Annotated in this window: 18 protein-coding genes; 8 read left to right on the top strand and 10 right to left on the bottom strand. The window is 68.0% G+C overall.

Going from position 1 to position 17,879, the window contains the following annotated elements; all coding sequences use genetic code 11:
• From ACQ66H_RS13045 to ACQ66H_RS13020, 6 genes are all read left to right on the top strand, one after another.
• Complete coding sequence (locus tag ACQ66H_RS13045; RefSeq protein WP_430434385.1) at positions 1 to 969, top strand: ABC transporter permease; 969 nt, start codon at positions 1 to 3, stop codon at positions 967 to 969.
• Positions 966 to 1,844, top strand: a complete 879-nt coding sequence (locus ACQ66H_RS13040; RefSeq protein WP_430434384.1) for an ABC transporter ATP-binding protein — start codon at positions 966 to 968, stop codon at positions 1,842 to 1,844. The genes ACQ66H_RS13045 and ACQ66H_RS13040 overlap by 4 nt, the downstream gene beginning before the upstream one ends.
• Positions 1,841 to 2,137 carry a DUF971 domain-containing protein gene (locus ACQ66H_RS13035; RefSeq protein ID WP_430434383.1) on the top strand — a complete coding sequence of 99 codons (297 nt, stop codon included), beginning with the start codon at positions 1,841 to 1,843 and terminating at the stop codon, positions 2,135 to 2,137. The genes ACQ66H_RS13040 and ACQ66H_RS13035 overlap by 4 nt, the downstream gene beginning before the upstream one ends.
• Positions 2,134 to 2,883, top strand: coding sequence for an electron transfer flavoprotein subunit beta/FixA family protein (locus ACQ66H_RS13030; RefSeq protein WP_430434382.1), 750 nt, complete (start codon positions 2,134 to 2,136; stop codon positions 2,881 to 2,883). The genes ACQ66H_RS13035 and ACQ66H_RS13030 overlap by 4 nt, the downstream gene beginning before the upstream one ends.
• 11 nt (positions 2,884 to 2,894) lie before the next feature.
• The gene (locus tag ACQ66H_RS13025; protein WP_430434381.1) at positions 2,895 to 3,866 is read left to right on the top strand and encodes an electron transfer flavoprotein subunit alpha/FixB family protein; all 972 of its coding nucleotides are present in this window, start codon (positions 2,895 to 2,897) and stop codon (positions 3,864 to 3,866) included.
• 68 nt (positions 3,867 to 3,934) lie between these two features.
• The gene (locus ACQ66H_RS13020; protein ID WP_430434380.1) at positions 3,935 to 4,873 is read left to right on the top strand and encodes a GGDEF domain-containing response regulator; all 939 of its coding nucleotides are present in this window, start codon (positions 3,935 to 3,937) and stop codon (positions 4,871 to 4,873) included.
• A gap of 35 nt (positions 4,874 to 4,908) precedes the next feature.
• Here ACQ66H_RS13020 and ACQ66H_RS13015 read toward each other — a convergent pair whose 3' ends face one another.
• From ACQ66H_RS13015 to ACQ66H_RS12985, 7 genes are all read right to left on the bottom strand, one after another.
• The gene (locus tag ACQ66H_RS13015; RefSeq protein ID WP_430434379.1) at positions 4,909 to 5,937 is read right to left on the bottom strand and encodes an ADP-ribosylglycohydrolase family protein; all 1,029 of its coding nucleotides are present in this window, start codon (positions 5,935 to 5,937) and stop codon (positions 4,909 to 4,911) included.
• Positions 5,938 to 5,974: 37 nt separating this feature from the next.
• A complete protein-coding gene (locus ACQ66H_RS13010; protein WP_430434378.1) occupies positions 5,975 to 6,760 on the bottom strand; it encodes a phosphatase PAP2 family protein in 786 nt (261 codons plus the stop codon).
• Between the two features lie 13 nt (positions 6,761 to 6,773).
• Entirely contained in the window at positions 6,774 to 7,574 is an 801-nt protein-coding gene (locus ACQ66H_RS13005; RefSeq protein ID WP_430434377.1) for a metallophosphoesterase family protein, read from the bottom strand.
• On the bottom strand, positions 7,571 to 8,524 hold the full coding sequence (locus tag ACQ66H_RS13000; protein WP_430434376.1) for a diacylglycerol/lipid kinase family protein: 954 nt from the start codon (positions 8,522 to 8,524) through the stop codon (positions 7,571 to 7,573). Before ACQ66H_RS13000 ends, ACQ66H_RS13005 begins: the two co-directional genes overlap by 4 nt.
• A 56-nt stretch (positions 8,525 to 8,580) precedes the next feature.
• The gene (locus tag ACQ66H_RS12995; protein ID WP_430434375.1) at positions 8,581 to 9,513 is read right to left on the bottom strand and encodes a 2-dehydropantoate 2-reductase; all 933 of its coding nucleotides are present in this window, start codon (positions 9,511 to 9,513) and stop codon (positions 8,581 to 8,583) included.
• A 118-nt stretch (positions 9,514 to 9,631) separates the two neighbouring features.
• Positions 9,632 to 13,063 (bottom strand): transcription-repair coupling factor, encoded by a 3,432-nt coding sequence (gene mfd, locus ACQ66H_RS12990; RefSeq protein ID WP_430434374.1) that lies wholly within the window; start codon positions 13,061 to 13,063, stop codon positions 9,632 to 9,634.
• Between the two features lie 97 nt (positions 13,064 to 13,160).
• The gene (locus ACQ66H_RS12985) at positions 13,161 to 13,532 is read right to left on the bottom strand and encodes a nucleotide pyrophosphohydrolase (protein WP_430434373.1); all 372 of its coding nucleotides are present in this window, start codon (positions 13,530 to 13,532) and stop codon (positions 13,161 to 13,163) included.
• A gap of 123 nt (positions 13,533 to 13,655) precedes the next feature.
• On the opposite strand from ACQ66H_RS12985, the gene ACQ66H_RS12980 reads away from it, so the two are divergent.
• Both ACQ66H_RS12980 and ACQ66H_RS12975 read left to right on the top strand, forming a co-directional pair.
• Positions 13,656 to 15,536 (top strand): potassium transporter Kup, encoded by a 1,881-nt coding sequence (locus ACQ66H_RS12980; protein WP_430434372.1) that lies wholly within the window; start codon positions 13,656 to 13,658, stop codon positions 15,534 to 15,536.
• A 140-nt stretch (positions 15,537 to 15,676) separates the two neighbouring features.
• Complete coding sequence (locus ACQ66H_RS12975; RefSeq protein WP_430434371.1) at positions 15,677 to 16,201, top strand: cytochrome b; 525 nt, start codon at positions 15,677 to 15,679, stop codon at positions 16,199 to 16,201.
• On the opposite strand, the gene ACQ66H_RS12970 is transcribed toward ACQ66H_RS12975, so the two are convergent.
• The 3 genes from ACQ66H_RS12970 to ACQ66H_RS12960 form a co-directional block, all read right to left on the bottom strand.
• Positions 16,202 to 16,786, bottom strand: a complete 585-nt coding sequence (locus ACQ66H_RS12970) for a rhodanese-like domain-containing protein (RefSeq protein ID WP_430434370.1) — start codon at positions 16,784 to 16,786, stop codon at positions 16,202 to 16,204.
• 44 nt (positions 16,787 to 16,830) lie between these two features.
• Positions 16,831 to 17,238: a response regulator gene (locus ACQ66H_RS12965; RefSeq protein WP_430435633.1), complete on the bottom strand. Its 408-nt coding sequence runs from the start codon at positions 17,236 to 17,238 to the stop codon at positions 16,831 to 16,833.
• Positions 17,239 to 17,313: 75 nt separating this feature from the next.
• The gene (locus ACQ66H_RS12960) at positions 17,314 to 17,877 is read right to left on the bottom strand and encodes a response regulator (protein ID WP_430435632.1); all 564 of its coding nucleotides are present in this window, start codon (positions 17,875 to 17,877) and stop codon (positions 17,314 to 17,316) included.
• Between the last annotated feature and the right edge of the window lie 2 nt (positions 17,878 to 17,879).

Raw genomic sequence — 17,879 nt, 5'->3', positions numbered from 1 at the left:
ATGTCAACCGTCATGAGGATGCACTCGATCGATGACGCCGCCCCGCCGGACGCCGTGCCGGCCGACGTACCCGCGCCGGTGCGCGCGGTGGCGCCGGTCGCGGTGCCCGGCGGGGCGCCCGCCGCCCCGGCCGTCGCCGCACCGCCCCGGCTGACGCCGGCGCAGCGGCTGGGGCGCACGTTGCGCCGCGGCCTGCCCACCTTGGCGCTGGGTGCCCTGTCCATCGTGCTGCTGATCGGCTTCTGGCACCTGGCCACCACCTACCGCTGGGTGTTCTACATCCGCTTCACCAACGTGCCGGGGCCGGTCGAGGTATTCAGCGACGCGCTGAACCTGTTCGGCAACAAGGGCTTCACGACGCACGTGATGCTGAGCCTGCGTCGCATCATGCTGGGCTTCGCCATCGCCACCGTGCTCGGCGTGACGCTCGGCTTGCTGATCGGGCGCTACCGTCAGGTGCGCAGCCTGCTGTTCCCGGCGATGGAAATCCTGCGCCCGATCCCGGCCATCGCCTGGGTGCCGATCTCCATCATGCTGTGGCCGACCACCGAAACCAGCATCGTGTTCATCACCTTCATCGGCGCCTTCTTCCCCATCCTGCTCAACACCATGCACGGCGTGGCGTCGATGGATGCGGTGCTGGTGCGGGCGGCGCGCTGTCTCGGTGCCACCGAGTTCGCGCTGATGACGCAGGTGGTGCTGCGCGGTGCGATGCCGCACATCTTCACCGGTCTGGCGGTGGGCATGGGCGTGGCCTGGGTGTCGCTGATTGCCGCGGAAATGATTTCCGGTCAGTACGGCGTGGGCTACTTCACCTGGGAGGCGTACTCGCTGATCGAGTACTCGAACATCGTCATCGGCATGCTGGTGATCGGCGTGCTCGGCCTCGTGTGCAGCGGTGGCATCCGCCTGCTCGGCCGGCTGCTGATGCCCTGGCAGGCAAGCAGCGGAAAGGAGAGCTCGCGATGAACGCATCGACCGTACAGACCCGATCGGCCACCGGCCACATCGACATCCGTGACGTGAACATCCGCTTCACGCAGAACGGCGTGCCCTTCGACGCGGTGAAGAACGTGTCGCTGGACGTGAGGCCGGGCGAGTTCGTGTCCATCGTCGGACCGTCCGGTTGCGGCAAGTCAACGCTGCTGAACATCGTCGCCGGCTTCCTGCGCGCCGACGAGGGCACGGTCACCGTCGATGGCCGTGCCGTGACCGCGCCGGGTGCCGACCGTGGCGTGGTGTTCCAGCAGTATTCGCTGTTCCCCTGGCTCAGCGTGCGGCAGAACGTCGAGTTCGGCCTGAAGATGCAGGGCGTGAGCCGCAGCACGCGCGAAGTGAAGGCGCGCACGCTGCTCGGCCTGGCTGGCCTGCTGTCCTTCGAGAACCACTATCCGGACCAGCTTTCGGGCGGCATGAAGCAGCGCGTCGGCATCGTCCGCGCGCTGGCCACCAGCCCGCAGGTGATGCTGATGGACGAGCCCTTCGGCGCGCTCGATTCGCAGACCCGCGTGGTGATGCAGGAGATCCTGACCAATATGTGGCAGCAGCTGCAGCTGTCGGTGCTGTTCATTACGCACGACATCGAGGAAGCCATCTTCCTGTCGGACAAGATCTACGTGATGACCGCGCGCCCCGGCCGCATCAAGGCGGAAATCCCGGTGCCGCTGCCGCGCCCGCGCACGCCCGACATGACCTCGTCGCCCACCTTCCTCGCGCTGCACCGCCAGTTGAAGGCGCTCATCCGCGAAGAAAGCCTCGCCGCCATGGGTGGAGAACTGAAGGAGGGCGGACTCGCCGGGCACGACTGGCACGTCGGCGCCGAGGGCGTGGGAGCGATGCTGTGAGCGCGCTGCCGCGGTCGGTCACCGTGCACAGCGCGTCGCGCCTGCTGCGCATCGAGTGGAACGACGGCAGCGAGAGCGCGCTGCCGCACGCGCTGCTGCGCGCGCGCTGCCGCTGCGCCTTCTGCACGAAGGCGGCGCGCGCCGGTGCCGCCCCCGAGGATTGCAGCGGGGTGGTGCTTACCGAAGCGCACGCGATGGCGGACGCCGGCCTGAACCTCGTGTTCTCCGACGGCCACCGGCGCGGCATCTATCCGTGGGCCTATCTGCGCGAGCTGGAGGAGGGCGTGTCATGAAGGTGCTGGTGGCGGTGAAGCGCGTGGTCGATCACAACGTGAAGGTGCGCGTGCTGGCCGATGGCAGCGATGTCAACATCGGCAGCGCCAAGCGGGCGATGAACCCGTTCGACGAGATCGCGGTGGAGGAGGCCGTGCGGCTGAAGGAGGCCGGCGTCGCCACCGAGGTGGTGGTCGTGTCCTGCGGCGTCGCCGCCTGTCAGGACACGCTGCGCAGCGCGCTCGCGATGGGGGCGGACCGCGCCTTGCTGGTCGATACCGCGGCCGAACTTCAACCGCTGGCCGTGGCCCGCCTGCTGCATGCGTTGTGTGAGCGCGAGCAGCCGCAACTGGTGATCTGCGGCAAGCAGGCAATCGACGACGACGCCGGCCAGACCGGCCAGATGCTGGCCGCGCTGCTCGACTGGCCGCAGGCGACCAACGCGTCGAAACTGCTGCCCGGTGACGGCCACATCGAAGTGACGCGCGAGATCGACGGCGGCAGCGAAGTGCTGGCGCTGACGCTGCCTGCGGTGCTCACCACCGACCTGCGCCTGAACGAGCCGCGCTTCGTGTCGCTGCCCAATCTGATGAAGGCGAAGAAGAAGCCGGTCAACAGCGTGACGCCCGAATCGCTGGGCGTCGATGTCGCGCCACGCCTGCGCACGCTGCACATGGCGCCGCCGCCGGCGCGCACACCGGGCGTGCGCGTTGACAGCGTGGCCCAGCTGATGGAACGCCTGCGCGCCGAGGCGCAGGTGATCTGAGGAGAGATGCGATGAAAACCCTGGTGATTGCCGAGCACGACAACGCCGTGCTGCACCCGGTCACGCTGCATGCGGTCACGGCGGCGCTGCAGTGCGGTGGCGAGATCGATCTGCTGGTGGCCGGTCATGACTGCGACGCCGTGGCCGGACAGGCGCGCCGGATCGCCGGTGTCGCCCGCGTGCTGCACGCCGACGCCGCGCACTACGCCGATCAGCTGGCCGAGCCGCTGACCGAACTGCTGCGCGCGGTGCTGGCCGGTGCGGCGGATCAATACACGCACGTGGTCGCGGCGGCCGGCGGCTTTGCCCGCAACGTGCTGCCGCGGGTGGCGGCGCGGCTGGGTGTGGCCCCCATCACCGACGTCGTGCGCATCGAATCGTCCGATACCTTCGTGCGCCCGATCTACGCCGGCAACGTGCTCGTCACCGTGCAATCGCTCGATGCGCTGAAGGTGCTCACCGTGCGCGCGACCGCGTTTGCCGCGGCGCCCACCGGCGGCGATTGCCCGGTGCTGCCGCTGGCCGCTGCCACCGATCCGGCCTGCTCGCGTCTGATCGCGCGCCAGCAGGTGCAGGGCGGACGCCCGGACCTGGGCAGCGCACGTGTGGTGGTGTCGGGCGGCCGCGCATTGGGCAGCGCCGACAACTTCCGCCGCCTGCTCGAACCGCTGGCCGACACCTTGAACGCCGCCCTCGGCGCCAGCCGCGCCGCGGTCGATGCCGGCTTCGTCGGCAATGACAGCCAGGTCGGCCAGACCGGGCGCGTCGTCGCGCCCGAGCTGTACATCGCGGTGGGCATTTCCGGCGCCATCCAGCACGTGGCCGGTATGAAGGATTCGCGTGTCATCGTCGCCATCAACCAGGACGCCGACGCACCCATCTTCGGCATTGCCGACTACGGGCTGGTGGCAGACATCTTCGAGGCCGTGCCGGCGCTGACGCGGGCGCTGGCCGGCGGGCGCGAGGGTAATTTTTCCTCCTAAAGCGCATGTGCCTGCGGCCGAAATAGTGTTCACAAAGAGAAGAAGAAATCTGCCTCTGCGGGGAACACATGAAGATATTGCTGGTTGAGGACAGTCGCGCCATGGCGGCCGTCATGTCGGTGCGTCTGGCCTCCTTTGGCTACGAGGTGACGGTGGCCGAGCACGGCGAGGCCGCGGTGGCGCAGTTCGCGCAGCTCGCGCCCGATCTGATCCTGATGGACATCGAAATGCCGGTGATGAACGGCTTCGAGGCGACTGCGCGCATCCGCGCGATCGAAGCGACGCAGGACTGGGCGTGGACGCCCATCCTCTTCCTCACCGCGTCCGACACGCAGGAGAACCTGATCACCGCGATCGAGGCTGGCGGTGACGACTTCCTCGTCAAGTCGGTGCCGGAAGCGGTGCTGCAGGCGAAGATGAAGGCGATGACCCGCATCGCCGCACTGAGGAAGCGCTTGTCGGTCGCCAACCGGCTGCTGAAGGAACAGGCCAGCCGCGACGGTCTGACCGGTCTGAGCAACCGCCGGCACATGGATCTCACGCTGGATCTGGCGTGGAGCGAGGCGCGCGAGAGCGGCCGCCCGTTTGCGCTGCTGATGCTCGACATCGACCATTTCAAGAAATACAACGACCACTACGGCCACCTCGCCGGCGACGACTGCCTGCGCGCGGTCGCGCACGCGCTGTCCGGCGTGGTCGAGCGCTTCAACGCCGAACGCCTGACCGAAGGCGCTTTCGCCGCCCGCTACGGTGGCGAGGAATTCGCAGTGCTGATGCCGGTCGCCAGCAAGCCGGTCTATGAGCGCATCGCCGAAACGGTGATCGCCGAAGTGCGCGGACTGGCCATTCCGCACGAGCGCAACGCCGACTGGGGCGTGGTGACGACGTCGGTCGGTGGCGCCTTTATCGATGCTGCCAACGACGAACTGATGCACGTGTTCCGCACCGCTGACGAGCGTCTCTACGCGGCCAAGGAGGCCGGACGCAATCGCGCCGTACTGGCCTGAACCTCAGGTCCGAGCCCGAGGTTCATACCTGAGGTTCAGGCGGCGCGAGCGCGCAACGCCTCCAGCAGCCGCCGGCAGTCGCTGGCGGCGTACAGGCCACTTACCCATTCCGTCGGCAGCGCCGCCATCCCGTTCGCGGCACCCAGCAGCGTGCCGAGCACGACGCCGCGATGGCAGTTGTCGCCGCCCATCCGCACATTGGCGAGCAGTCCGTCGCGCGGCCTGTCGGCGTACTTCACCGCGAGGTGCAGCGTCGCCGGCAGCGCATCCTTCAGGTAGCAGGCCGGGCTGAACTGTCGCCCGATCACCTCGTCGTCGGCGCGCGTCGCCGCCCAGTCGCGGTAAGGGAAGGCGAGCGCAGGATGGCCGGCGGGTTCGGCGCGCGACAGCGCGTCGTCGAATGTCGCGCCGTGCAGCAGATGGAAGGCGAGGTCGGCGTACAGCGCCGCCGCAGCCGACATTTCCTCGCCCTTGTGCGTCAGGTTGACATGCTGGATCACCGCTGCACGCAGCGCGTCGCGGTCATCGGCGTGGAACAGGATGAGCGGCGCCAGCGTGGCCAGCCCGCCAATGTGGATGTCCACGCTGCCGCAGTCGTCGATTTCCAGCCCCTTGCCGTAGTTGCGGAAGAAGGCGCGGTGGCATTCCTCGACATAGGTGTCGCCGTGCATGCCCGGTGTCAGCATGAAATCGGTGTAGCGGTGCGCGTAGTCGTCGCGGTCGTAGCGCCCGCAGGCCAGCAGCGACTCGGCCAGCAGCATGGCGAGGCGCACGTTCAGCGTGTTCTCGCCAGCGTGCAGGAACTGGTGGTAGTGGATGTCGCGCGGGCCGCTCCACCAGCGTGCCTGCTCGTGCAGGATGTCGTCGGTGCTGCCGGTGCAGGTGTATTCGCTGCGCCACAGGAAGCTGTCCGGATGCGGGTTGTGCGGTGGCAGATAGGTGGTGATGTCGCCGTAGTCCTCGGCGATGCGGTGGCGCGTGTAGTACCAGTGCACCGGCATCGCCAGCGCGTCGCCGATGAAACCGCCCCACCAGGCGGCGTCGAAGCGGGAAGTGTCGATCATGCGGGGTCTCCGGGGGCAGCAGGGCGGGTGCATCTTTTCACGGCACGCGTCGGCGCAGCAACTCGGACAGCGTGATGCACAGCGTCAGCCAGGCTGCGCCGGACGCCATGCCGGCCAGCACGTCGCTGGCGAAATGCACCTGCAGCACGACGCGGCTCACCGCCGTGGTGACGGCGATGGCCACCGCCGCGAGTACCACCGGCAGGTGCCAGCGCGACGGCAGCAGCCGCAGCATTACGTAGGCGGCGATGCCCCAGGCGGCCACCGTGCCGGACGCGTGGCCGCTCGGAAAGCTCCAGCTGGTTTCGATCGTGATGCCGTGGTCGTGCACCGGCCGCACACGCTCGAACAGCGCCTTCAACGACACGTTGAGCAGCGCGTTGCCAGCGATCGCCGCGGCCCAGGTGGCCGCCAGTACGAGGTGTCGCCGCCAGGCCAGCAGCAGCGCGCCGCCGATGCCAAGCGCGGTGAGCGTCGCCGTGTCGCCGAAATGGGTCAGGCGCGCGAATACGCGCAGCGTGTCCGCCGGCTGTGTGGCGCTCAGCGCGGTGACCAGCGTATCGTCGAACTCGGTCAGCGCGTGACCAGCGGTCACGGCGGTGGCGATCAGCGCGAAGACGCTGCCGGCGAGGGCGACGCCCAGCGCGCCGGCGCCGGCGATGCGCGCTGCCGATGCCGCGCCGCCCGGGCGCAGCCGGCGCCACGATAGCAGCGTCGAGGCGGCGAGTGCCAGTGCGCCGGCGAGCAGCGCGAAATACAGCGGCAGCAGGTTGGCGGCGACCGTTTCGGCCAGCAGTGCAGGCGTGCTCAGAGAGGCGTGCATGGGCGTGCGAAGGTCAGTTGCCGAGCGGCAGCGCACTGAGCGCCGCCATTTCGAACTCGTCGGCCGCGCTGCGGTAGTCCCAGCGTTCGACCGTGCAGATCGCGCGCCCCGCGCGCGTGTGGCGGCGGATCAGGTTGACCGAATTGCCGGCGTCGCGCCGCGTGCGGCTCGATACCGCCGTGCCTGCCTGCACCGCCCAGCCGGCGCGTCCGCTGCCGTCGAGCGGACGCACGAAGGGCAGGTGAATGTGTCCGCCCAGCACCAGATCCACCCCGGCTTCCAGCCAGCGCCGCAGCGCTTCGGCATGACCGTGTACACGGTTGTGCCGCTCGCTGGCGCGGGTGACCGCCACCGGGTGGTGCAGCGCGACCACGCGCAGCACGTCCGCCGGCGCCTGTTCCAGCCAGCCGGCGGCGCGCTCGATCTGCGCTGCCGACAGCTGGCCGTCAACATGGCGCAGCCGTCGGGTGCTGTCGAGGCCGATCAGGCGCAGGCCGTCGGTGTCGAGCACGGCGTCGTGCGCCTGTCCGAAGGCGCGGCGGTAGTCGCGATAGGGGGCGAACAGGCGCGCCGGCAGGTTGAACAGCGGAATGTCGTGGTTGCCCGGCAGCACCATCCGTTGCGCGATGTGCAGGCTGTCGGTGAAGACACGCGCGGCGGCAAACTGCGCACGACGTGCACGCTGCGTGATGTCGCCGCTCAGCAGCAGTACCTGTGGGCGCTGCGCATGGGCGAGCCGGCACAGCGCCTCGCACACCTGCGGACGCTCGGTGCCGAAATGGGTGTCCGATATCTGCAGCAGCAGTGCGCTCATCCGTCCGCACCGTCGGCCGGGACGATCAGCGGCAGCGCGTCGGGAATGACGCGGAACTCGAGCGGCGTGCGCATCCAGCCGACCTCGCCGTCGGTGGCGATCTTGATGCGGCCGCTGCGACGACCGCGCCGCAGCACGCTCAGGCGCAGCGTTTCGAAGCTGAAGCCCTGTACTTCGTCGGCGTCGCCGAGGCGGCCGAAAGCGCCGCGTGCCAGCAGCCACAGCATGGCCAGCCGGCCGGTCGGGCGCAGCGCCAGCGCGGCCAGCCGGCCTTCGTCCAGCGCCGTCGCTTCGTCAACCCCTATCCGTTCGAGCTGCAGCCGGTTGTTGCCGACGAACAGCGTCAACGTGTGCAGCGTGTGCAGCCGGCCGGCGTGTTCCATTTCCAGCGTCATCCGGCGATGTCCGCGCAGCAGCGTGGCCAGGCCCGCCCACAGCGCGACGATGCGGCTGCGGCCGAACTGCTGCTTCCATTCCTCGCGGTTCTCCAGCAGCGCCGGATAGAGGCCGACGCTGGCGTTGACCAGGAAGATGCGCTCGTTCACCCAGCCGACCTGCACGCGTCGTATGCGACCGGTCAGCAGCAGGCGCGTTGCCTCCGCGGTATCCGCCGGAATGCCGTACTCGCGCGAGAAGTAGTTGAAGGTGCCCTGCGGCAGCACGCCGAACGCAACGCCGCTGCCGACCACTACCTGCGCTACCGCGTTGATCGTGCCGTCGCCGCCGGCGGCGACCACGATGCCCTTCTGGATGCGCGCCTCCTGCACCGCCTGCCAGGCGACGGTATGCAGCCGGCGCGCGTCCTCGACGTAGAGGATGCGGTGCGCGCGACCGACTCCGGACAGCACCGACTCGATGGTTTCGCGCGTGCGCTCGGCGTCGCTGCTGCCGGAACCGGCATTGAGCACGATGAACAGCGGTGCGTCGGCGGAAGGAGAGGACTGGGGCATCGGAGAGGGAAGTGGATGACGGACCGGCTGCATCTTAGGCAGACCGCGCCCGGCGATCAGCCGGACGATTCCGACAGCCGCGCCCGCGCCGCCTCGTAAGCCTGCAGGTGCGAGCAGGCCAGATCGAGCTTGGGTACCGACACCGACTGTGCGTCGGCACGCCGGCACAGGTCGCCGAGAATGTGATCGGCTTCGGTGCGCGCGCTGCGCAGCACGTCGCGCAGCATGGAAGCGGTGAGGGTCGAGCCGGCTTCAGTCAGCTGTGCGCGGTAGCCGGCCATGCGCTGCGCGGCCGGAGCGCGGCCGCAGGCGGCGGCGACCGCCGCGCCTTCCTCCAGCATGCGTTCGATCAGCGCGCGCCCGGCGCGCGTGTCGAGGATGTCGCCGATCGACGCACGCATCAGGCAGGTGGCGCCGGCCAGCGTGGCGATGAACACCAGCTTGTCCCACATGTCCTGTTCGATGTCGGCCGACACCGTGTAGTCGGGCGAGATGCCGGTGAGTACCGCGCCCAGTGTGTCGATGGCCGCCGACTGCGCCGGATGGCGGGCGCCGATGATGAGGCGCTGGCTGGCGTTCAGATGGCGGATGCCGCCGCTTTCGTCCAGCGTTAGCGCCAGGTGAGCGACGCCGCCGGCCACGCGCTCGCGGCCGAAGCGGGCGTCCAGCAGATCGAGGTGGGCGATGCCGTTGAGCAGCGGCAGCACGACGGTCTTTGGTCCGACCGCCGGTGCGATGGCATCGAGCGCGGACGCCAGGTCGTAGGCCTTGCATGACAGCAGCACAAGGTCGAAGGGCGTGTTGACGGCGGTCAGCAGCTCAGGCGTCAGTTGCAGGTCGCCGAAGGGACTCCACACGCGCAGCCGGTGTTCGCGCAGATGTTCGGCGCGCGCCGGCCGCACGAGGAAGGTGATGTCGGCACCGGCGTGCTGCAGTCGGGCGCCGAAGTAGCCGCCGATGCCACCGGCACCCAGTATCAGTATGCGCATCGTTGTCACTCCAGAACGGGGCGCTACAGCATAAGCCGCACCGGCGCAGGCCGGGGCGGGTGTGGCCGGGCTGTGCCGGTCGCCACACCGGTACATTGCATTGCGCCCGGTGCGGCGATCAGCCGCTCAGCTTCTTCATCAGTTCGCGCACGGCACCGACCCGGCTGTCGAGGTCGGGGCTGGATCGCTTCCACGACAGTCTGTCCTGTCCGGCCAGCTTGAAGTTCCGGTCCTTCTGCACCAGCTGGATGATGCGTATCGGCTCGATCGGCGGGTTGGGGCAGAAGGTGATCAGGATCAGCGTTTCGTGCGCGTCGATCTTGGTGATGCCCAGAGGCTTTGCGGCGATGCGCAGGCGGTGCGTCTCCAGCAGCGCGCGGGTCTGGTCGGGCATCGGGCCGAAGCGGTCCACCAGTTCCTCGCGCAGGCCGCCCAGTTCGTCGTCGGTTTCGCAGTTGGCCAGTCGCTTGTACAGCGTGAGCCGCTCATGCACGTCGGGGCAGTACTTGGTCGGCAGCAGGGCGGGCGTGTGCAGGTTGATTTCCGACACGATGTCCAGCGGCTGCGTCAGATCGGCTTCCTCGCCCTTCTGCAGCGCCTTCACCGCGCTCTTCAGCATTTCGGTGTAGAGGTTGAAACCTACTTCCTGCATTTCGCCGGATTGCGAGTCGCCCAGCACTTCGCCGGCGCCGCGGATTTCCAGGTCGTGCATGGCAAGGAAGAAGCCGGAGCCCAGCTCTTCCATCATCTGGATCGCTTCGAGGCGACGGCGGCCCTGTTCGGTCGGCTTGGCGTGCGCGTCGGTCAGCAGGTAGGCGTAAGCCTGGTGATGGCTGCGGCCGACGCGGCCGCGCAGCTGGTGCAGCTGGGCCAGACCGAAGCGGTCGGCGCGGTTGATGATGATGGTGTTGGCGTTCGGGTTGTCGATGCCGGTTTCGATGATGGTGGTACACAGCAGCACATTGTGCTTCCGCTGCGTGAACTCGCGCATCACGCGCTCCAGTTCGCGCTCCGGCAGCTGGCCGTGGCCGACCACGATGCGCGCCTCCGGCAGCAGGTCGGCCAGCCGCGTCTTCATTTCCTCGATGGTGTCAACCTCGTTGTGCAGGAAGTACACCTGGCCGCCACGCTTGAATTCGCGCAGCACTGCTTCGCGGATCAGCCCGCGCGACCACGGGCTGACGAAGGTCTTGATCGCCAGCCGCTTCTGCGGCGCGGTGGCGATGACCGAGAAGTCGCGGATGCCTTCGAGCGACATGGCCAGCGTGCGCGGAATCGGCGTCGCGGTCAGCGTGAGCACGTCCACCTCCGCGCGCAGCGCCTTCAGCGCCTCCTTCTGGCGCACGCCGAAGCGGTGTTCTTCGTCGATGATGACCAGGCCGAGGCGGGCGAACTTGACGTCCTTCTGCAGCAGCCGATGTGTCCCGATCAGCACGTCGATCCTGCCTTCGGCCGCCTCCTTCAGCGCCTGCGTCTGTTCCTTCGCACTCTTGAAGCGCGAAATCTCGGCGATGCGCGCCGGCCACTCGTGCGCCACCTGGGCGAAGCGGTCGGAGAAGGTCTGATAGTGCTGTTCGGCCAGCAGCGTGGTCGGCGCCAGCACGGCGACCTGCTTGCCGTCGGCCACCGCGACGAAGGCGGCGCGCAGCGCGACCTCCGTCTTGCCGAAGCCGACGTCGCCGCATACGAGTCGGTCCATCGGCCGGCCGGAGGTCATGTCGCCGACCACCGCGCTGATCGCGTTGAGCTGGTCCGGCGTTTCCTCGAAACCGAAGCCTTCGGCAAAGGCGTCCATGTCGTGCTGTCTGAAGCCGAAGGTGTGGCCCTTGCGCGCCGAGCGCTGCGCGTACAGCGCGAGCAGTTCGGCGGCGGTGTCGCGCACCTGGGCGGCCGCCTTCTTCTTCGCCTTTTCCCACTGGCCGGAGCCGAGCTTGTGCAGCGTGATCTGGTCGCCGGGCGCACCGCTGTAGCGGCTGATCTGGTGCAGCTGCGACACCGGCACGTAGAGCTTGTCGCCGTCTGCGTACTCCAGATGCAGGAACTCGGTCTCGCCCTCGCCGAGGTCCATGTGCATCAGGCCGATGTAGCGACCGATGCCGTGCTGCAGATGAACCACCGGGTCGCCCACCTTCAGTTCGGTGAGATCGCGCAGGAAGTTCTCGGCGGTCACCTTGCGGCCGTCGCGCTTGCTGCGCGCGCGGGCCTGCGACGGGTAGAGCTCGCTTTCGGTGACCAGCGCAATCGATGGCGAGGTCAGCGCGAAGCCTTCGGCCAGCGGGCCGGTGGCGATCAGCAGGCGTGCCTCACTCGCCAGCGCCGCGTCGAAGCTGTCGCAGGCGGCGTTGGCCAAGCCGTATTCGGTGAAGTAGTCGGTCAGCGTTTCGCGCCGGCCCGCCGATTCGGCCACCACCAGCACGCGCTGCGCGGCGACCAGCGCGCGCAGCCGGAACAGCGGGTCGTCCGACTTGCGCTCGACGGCAAGGTCGGGCAGCGGCGTGACCGCGGCCACTTCGTCGCCGCGGCCGAGGCGCACGATGGGGCGGTTGGCCAGCGATACGTGGAACTGTTCTTCAGACAGGAACAGGTCCGGCGGCGGCAGTATTGGCCGCGCGCGTTCGCCCTTCATCAGGTCGAAGCGGCTTTTCGTGTCGCGCCAGAAGTCGGCGATGGCGTCATTGACCTCGTAGTCGAGCGCCACGACGGCGTTGGCCGGCAGGTAGTCGAACAGCGTGTCGGTGCGCTCGAAGAACAGCGGGATGTAGTACTCGATGCCGGCGCTGGGCACGCCGTTGGACACGTCCTTGTAGATGACCGACTTCGACGGATCGCCCTCGAAGGTTTCGCGGAAGCGCGACCTGAAGGCGGCACGTGCCTTGTCGTCCATCGGGAACTCGCGTGCCGGCAGCAGCCGTATTTCCTGCGTCGGAAAAACGGTGCGCTGTGTGTTGACGTCGAAGGTGCGGATGCTTTCGACCTCGTCGTCGAACAGGTCGATGCGGTAGGGCAGGGCGGAGCCGGTCGGGTAGAGGTTGACCAGGCCGCCGCGCACGCTGTATTCGCCCGGTGCGACGACCTGAGTGACCGCGCTGTAGCCGGCCACGGTGAGCTGCAGGCGCAGGCCCTCGACGTCCAGCTTCGCCCCCTGCTTGACGAAGAAGGTGTGGGCCGCCAGGTACTCGCGCGGCGCGAGACGGTAGAGCGCGGTCGAGGCGGGTACCACCAGCACGTCCAGTTCGCCGCGCATCAGTGCGTAAAGCGTTTCCAGCCGCTCCGACACCAGATCTGCGTGTGGCGAGAACTGGTCGTAGGGCAGGGTTTCCCAGTCCGGCAGCTGGAATGAACGCAGGGCTGGCGCGAACCAGCGCAGTTCGTCGAGCAGGCGCTGTGCGTCCATCGGACGCGCGGCAACGACCACCAGCGGGGCGCCCAGCTCGCGTGCAAGCTCGGACAGGGCGAGCGCCTGGGCACCGCCCGGCAGCTTCGGCCAGTCGGTGCGGCCACCGGGGCGCGGGCGGGGAAGACGGGACAGCAGGGAAGGCAATGAAGTCATGTGCGGGTAGAGCGGTGTGGCACCCGAACGTTCGGGCGCCACCGGTGACGGCAGAGGCGCGATTATCCCGGAAACCGCTTCGGCCGCCTTGCCCGCTTCATTCGCGATCGGGGTACTCGTCGTACTTGCGCGCGTCGCCGCGCACCCGGTCGGCCGGGTACTTCTGGCGGTTCAGCGCCATCTTGTCGGCCACCGCGGCCGGCAGGTTGATGTCCAGCACGTCGGCCAGACGCACCAGATAGACCAGCACGTCGGCCAGTTCGTGGCTGACCGCGGTGCGCTTGTCGTCGGCCAGTTCGCGGCCGGTGGGCAGCCACTGGAAGTGCTCCATCACCTCGGCAGCTTCGATGCTCATCGCCATCGCCAGGTTCTTCGGCGTATGGAACTGCGCCCAGTCGCGTTCATCGACGAACTGGCGGATCAGGTCGCGCAGGGCGGACAGGTCGGTGGTGTCGGTGTGCGACGACATGGCGTGATCGAAGTAACGGAGGTGTGTGATTGTTGCAAAACTCCATCCTTGCGTCGCCGTCAAGACTTGATCTTGTAAATGGTGCGGCGCAGTATCGGCGGCGTCTTCCCACCGATTCCCCTGATGACCCAGGCCACTCAAGAGCCGAAAGCCCTTGCGCCGCTGATGCTTGCCGCACTCGGCGTCGTGTTCGGCGACATCGGTACCAGCCCGCTCTACGCCTTCAAGGAAGCCTTCGCCGGATCGCACGGACTGCCGCTGTCGGAGGCCAATGTGCTGGCCACGCTTTCGGCGCTGTTCTGGGCGGTCACGTTGATCATTTCGTTCAAGTACGTGTTCATCGTGCTGCGCTTCGACAACGAGGGCGAGGGTGGCGCGTTGGCGCTGGCTTCGCTGGCGCAGCGTTCGGCGCGCACCGGCGTACGTCGCCGCGTTGCGGCGGTCACCGCAGCCGGCGTGTTCGCCGCCGCGATGTTCTACGGTGACGCGGTGATCACGCCGGCGATTTCGGTGCTGTCGGCGGTCGAGGGCATTGCCGTGGTGACGCCCACTCTGGAGCACTGGGTCGAACCGATCACCATCGTCATCCTGGTCCTGCTGTTCTGCGTGCAGCGCACCGGTACCGCTGTCGTGGGGCGTTTCTTCGGGCCGATCACCATCGTCTGGTTCGCCGTGCTGGCGCTGCTGGGAGCATCGAGCATCGCGCAGACGCCCGAGGTGTTGCGCGCGCTGAACCCGGCCTATGCCGTCTCGTTCGCGATCGACACGCCGGGTAAGGCCTTCCTGCTGCTCGGTGCGGTCTTCCTTGCGCTGACCGGCGGCGAGGCGCTGTATGCCGACATGGGTCACTTCGGCCGGCGTCCGGTGCGGCTGGCCTGGTATTTCATCGTGTCGCCGGCACTGCTGATCAACTACTTCGGTCAGGGCGCGCTGGTGCTGCGTTCGTCCGAGGCGGTCAGCAACCCCTTCTTCATGCTGGCTCCCGAGGACTGGCGGCTGCCCCTGGTCGCGCTGGCGACGATGGCCACCGTGATCGCGTCGCAGGCGACCATTTCCGGCGCTTTCTCGATCACCGCGCAGGCGACGCGACTGGGTTACCTGCCGCGCCTGCGTCAGCTGCACACCTCGGACACCGAACGGGGGCAGGTCTACATACCCGCGGTGAACTGGATGATGCTGGTCGTGGTGGTCGTGCTGGTGCTCGAATTCGACACGTCGAGCGAACTGGCGGCGGCCTACGGCATCGCGGTGTCGGGCGACATGATCATCACGACGCTGCTGATGCTGTTCATCACGACCATGTCGCAGCGTCGCCTGAAGACGCTGCTGCTCGCCGTGCTCGGCGTCTTCCTGGTCGTCGAGATGTTGTTCTTCGCCTCCAACCTGACCAAGTTCATGGCCGGCGGCTGGCTGCCCATGCTGCTTGGCGGCGCGCTGTTCACGATGCTCACGACGTGGAAGCAGGGCACCGCGCTGATCACCCGCGAACGCCGGCGCATCAACATCCCGATGGCCGACTTCATCGGCGGACCGCCGCTGGACGTTCCGCGTGTGCCGGGCACGGCGATCTACCTGACATCCGATACGGAAACGGTGCCCAGTGCGCTGTTCCACAATCTGAAGCACTTCAAGGTGCTGCATGAGCGCGTGTTCTTCCTGCACGTGATGATCGAGGACGTGCCGCGCGTGCCCGACATCGACCGCATCGAAGTGCACAAGCTCGGTGGCGAGCACTACACGGTGGAGGCGCGCTACGGCTTCCGCGAGGAACCGGACATTCCGAAGGCGCTCGCCGCGCTGGCCGATCTGGGTCTCGAACTGGAGCCGATGAGCACCACCTATTTCGTCGCCCGCGCGACCGTGGTCGAAGGCCAGGGTGACGACCTGCAGTCGTGGCGGCGTGCGCTGTTCGGCTGGATGATGCGGCAGTCGGAAGGGCCGGCGAACTACTTCCACCTGCCGCCCAATCAGGTGGTCGAGCTGGGCACGCAGATCAGTCTCTGAACGGCTGCGGCGGCTGCGGGAAATTTTCCAGGCCGCACCGGCCGGGGCTTCCGCCGGAACTGCGACGCACCGACAATGCCGAACCTCGCGGAGGCCGATACGCCTCCAGCCTGCTTCACCCCTCGCACAGGAAAACAACGATGCGCTACACCCGCACCGCGATGTCGCTGCACTGGCTGATCGCGCTGATGCTGTTCGGCATGTTCGGCTTCGGCCTCTACATGGTCGAACTGCCGCTGTCGCCGCAGAAGCTGAAGTTCTACTCGTATCACAAGTGGGCCGGCGTCACCGTGTTCCTGCTGGTGATCGCGCGCCTGGCCTGGCGCATTACGCACCGGCCGCCCGCGCTGCCGGCGGACATGCCGGCCTGGCAGGTGACGGCGGCCAAGGCCGGCCATCATCTGCTCTATCTGCTGATGGTGATCGTGCCGCTGTCCGGCTGGCTGATGAGTTCGGCCAAGGGCTTCCAGACCGTCTGGTTCGGCGTGCTGCCGCTGCCCGATCTGCTGGCCAAGGACGAGGCGCTGGGCGAGGCGCTGCTGCTGACGCACCGGCTGCTGAACTGGTTCTTCATGCTGGTGGTGGCGGGCCACGTATTGGCCGCGCTGAAGCATCACTTCATCGATCGCGACGGGCTGCTGTCGCGCATGCTGCCCGGGCGCTGATCAGCGTGCGCCGGCCGGCAGCCAGACCTGCGCCGGGTCGAGCGCATAGCTCCACGGCAGGCCGGCATTCTTCCAGCCATTGACGGTGCGCTTGCCGCGCTCGGCGCCGCTGTCCGCGGTGTCGCCCTCGAAACCGTCGATCACCGTCCATACCCGGGTGAAACCGGCCGCGGCCAGCGCATTGACGGCGCGCGCCGTGCGGTCGCCGGAGCGGCAGATGAGCACGATGTCGGCGTTGCGGTCCAGTCCCTTGGCCTGCAGGCGCTGTTCGACCGAGCGGATGAATTCAGGGTTCTTGTGCAGCGTGAAGCGGCGCGACTTGGCGTCGAAGTGGTCGAAGTTGACCAACATGAAGGGCACGTTGGCATCCATGCCGGCCGGTACGCCGACATAGCTCACCTCGGCCTGCGTGCGCACGTCGAGGAAGAGCGTGCCGCCGGGGTTGTCGCTCAGCATGCGGTGCGCCTCGGCCGAGGTCAGATAGCGGTCCAGCACCGTGCGCTTGTCCGGCGGCACGGCGGCGGGATCGATGGCGTAAGCGCTGCTGCATGCGCACAGCGCGAGTGCAAGGAAGATTGATCGCATCGAGGCTCCTTCGCGGTAGATCGCCGCGCAGGACGGGGCGACGATCAGGCCACGCTGAGGCGCGGCTTGCCACGCAGTTGACTGCGCAGCGGGCGGTCGAGTTCTGCCAGACGCGCGGTCAGCGTATCCATCAGCTTTTCGCGCGACACCGATTTGGCGACGAAGCAGCTGGCGCCGGCGTCCATCGCTGCGCGTTGCCAGGCCGGGTCCTCGATGCCCGACAGCATCACGATGACCAGCTTGTCGGCGCTGTAGTGTTCGCGCAACGCCTTGCAGGTGGCGACGCCGTCCATGCCCTGCATCAGGCCGTCGAGCAGCAGCACGTGGGGGCATTGCTGGCCCACCATCAGCAGCGCCTGCTCGCCGCTCTCCGCCTCGCGGATGTGTGTGCAGCCGGCGCCTTCGAGCGAGCGGCGCATCAGGAAGCGTTCCGCTTCGTCGTCGTTGACGATCAGGATGTCCAGCGCGTCCGGCAGTGCCCCCTGCGCGCCTTCGCTGTCCAGGCTGCATTCGAGTACGCGGCGCGCCTACTCGAGCTGCATGCGGCTGGCGATCGGCACCAGCGTGGTGGCCAGTGCCCAGTCCTTTTCCAGCGCGGCCGCTTCGAGCCGACGCATCGTGTCGTGCAGGTCGAAGGCCTGCGCATGCACGGCCAGCGACTTCAGCGTGTGGGCGGCGCGGCGCAGCGTGTTCTCGTCGCGCTCGCGCAGCGCTTCCTGCATGGCCAGCACGTTGCGCTGCGATTCCTTCTCGTACAGCGCAGCGAAGCGCGCGCGGTCCTGCTGGTTGATCGCGTCGATCGAGATCGACTGCGTGCCGGACACCGCGTTGTCCGGCAGCCACTTGCGCACGATGGCGTACAGGTCGTCTTCGCGGAAGGGCTTGGCCAGGTAGTCGTCCATGCCGGCGGCGATGCAGTTCTCGCGGTCGCCGTCGTTGGCGCCGGCGGTCAGCGCGATCAGCGGCGTGGCCGGCAGGCCGACCAGGCGTTCGCGGTCGCGGATGCGTTCGCAGGCTTCGAAGCCATCCATGCCGGGCATCTGGCAGTCCATCAGCACGAGGTCGAAGCGGGCGTGCTCAAGCTCCTGCAGCG

Origin of the sequence: Methyloversatilis sp., from assembly GCF_965284615.1 — a bacterium.
GTDB lineage: Bacteria > Pseudomonadota > Gammaproteobacteria > Burkholderiales > Rhodocyclaceae > Methyloversatilis.
This window is presented reverse-complemented; position numbering and strand designations above follow the sequence as displayed.